The organism is Acidovorax sp. HMWF018 (assembly GCF_003061035.1).
GTDB lineage: Bacteria > Pseudomonadota > Gammaproteobacteria > Burkholderiales > Burkholderiaceae_C > Acidovorax > Acidovorax delafieldii.
The window spans coordinates 1-1,295 of the sequence record NZ_QAIM01000331.1 but is presented as its reverse complement, the minus strand read 5'-3'; the positions used below and the strand labels follow the sequence as shown (position 1 = coordinate 1,295).

Sequence of the window (1,295 nt, the reverse complement as noted above, 5' to 3'; positions counted from 1 at the left end):
GCTTCCGCCCGCCCCGCCCTCTCCATCACCCGCCGCAGCGCCTTGATCGGCACGGCGGGCCTGCTCGTGCAGCCTGCCCTGGTGGCCCCTTTGCATGCCAAGCCTGTGCCACCCGCGCCCACGGTGTGGCCCCAGGCGCTGCAGGTGCCGGGCGGCGTGGCACGGCTGTCGCTGGGCCCGGCGGCCACGCGGCCGGTGGCGCAGGTGCGCCAGGGCGAGGTGGATGTGCCGCTGCGCGTGGTGGGCGATGCCATCGAGTGGACGGCCATCGTGGGCATTCCGCTGGCGGCGGCGCCGGGTGATGCCTTCATCAGCGTGCTGCCCGAAGGCGGCGGCAGCCCGCGCCTGGTGCACTACAGCGTGGCCCCCAAGCAATACAAGGAGCAGCACCTGAAGGTGTCGCCCCGCACGGTGGACCTCTCGCCCGAGGACCAGGCCCGCTACGAGCGCGAGCGCGACCACCAGGCCCAGGTGATGGCCACCTTCACCGAGCAGCCCGCCGGCGTGGCGCTGGCATCGCTGCGCATGCGCGTGCCCGTGCCGGGGCGGCGGTCCAGCTCGTTCGGGCTGCGCCGCGTGTTCAACGGCCAGCCGCGCAATCCGCACAGCGGCATGGACATTGCCGCCGCCACCGGTACGCCCATCGTGGCGCCGCTGCCGGGCCGGGTGATTGACGTGGGCGACTACTTCTTCAATGGCGGCACGGTGTGGCTGGACCACGGCCAGGGCCTGCTCACCATGTACTGCCACCTGAGCAGCATGGAGGTGCGTGTGGGCGATGTGCTGCAGGCGGGCGACGCGTTCTGCAAGGTGGGCGCCACCGGCCGCGTGACCGGCCCGCACCTGCACTGGGGCGTGATGCTGAACCGCACCATGGTGGACCCGGCGCTGTTCGTGCCGGCCTGATGGCGCAGGGCTTCATTACTATGCATTTGATAGCACCCAGTGCATATTGCACTAGCGCATCCGGCCCTTTTTGCTTGAAACCGACCCCATGACCCCGCGCCTGATCCGTTTCAACAAACCGTACGGCGTGCTGAGCCAGTTCACGCCCGAGGGCAAGTGGCAGGGCCTGAAGGACTACATCGACCTGCCCGGCGTGTACGTGGCCGGGCGGCTTGACGCCGACAGCGAAGGGCTGCTGCTGCTGACCAACGACGGCAAGCAACAGGCCCGCATTGCCGACCCGCGCTTCAAAATGGAGAAGACCTACTGGGTGCAGGTGGAGGGCATCCCCAATGAGGCTGCGCTGGCCGCGCTGCGCAGCGGCGTGGTGCTGAACGACGGCCCCACCC

At 70.0% G+C, this 1,295-nt stretch carries 2 protein-coding genes; both read left to right on the top strand.

Translation table 11 applies throughout. The features are described from left to right. Positions 1-906: M23 family metallopeptidase (locus tag DBR23_RS12425; protein WP_233250427.1), on the top strand; the 906-nt coding region annotated here is incomplete at its 5' end. 88 nt (positions 907-994) lie between these two features. Next, the coding region (locus tag DBR23_RS12420; protein WP_233250426.1) for a pseudouridine synthase at positions 995-1,295 on the top strand (301 nt) is incomplete at its 3' end.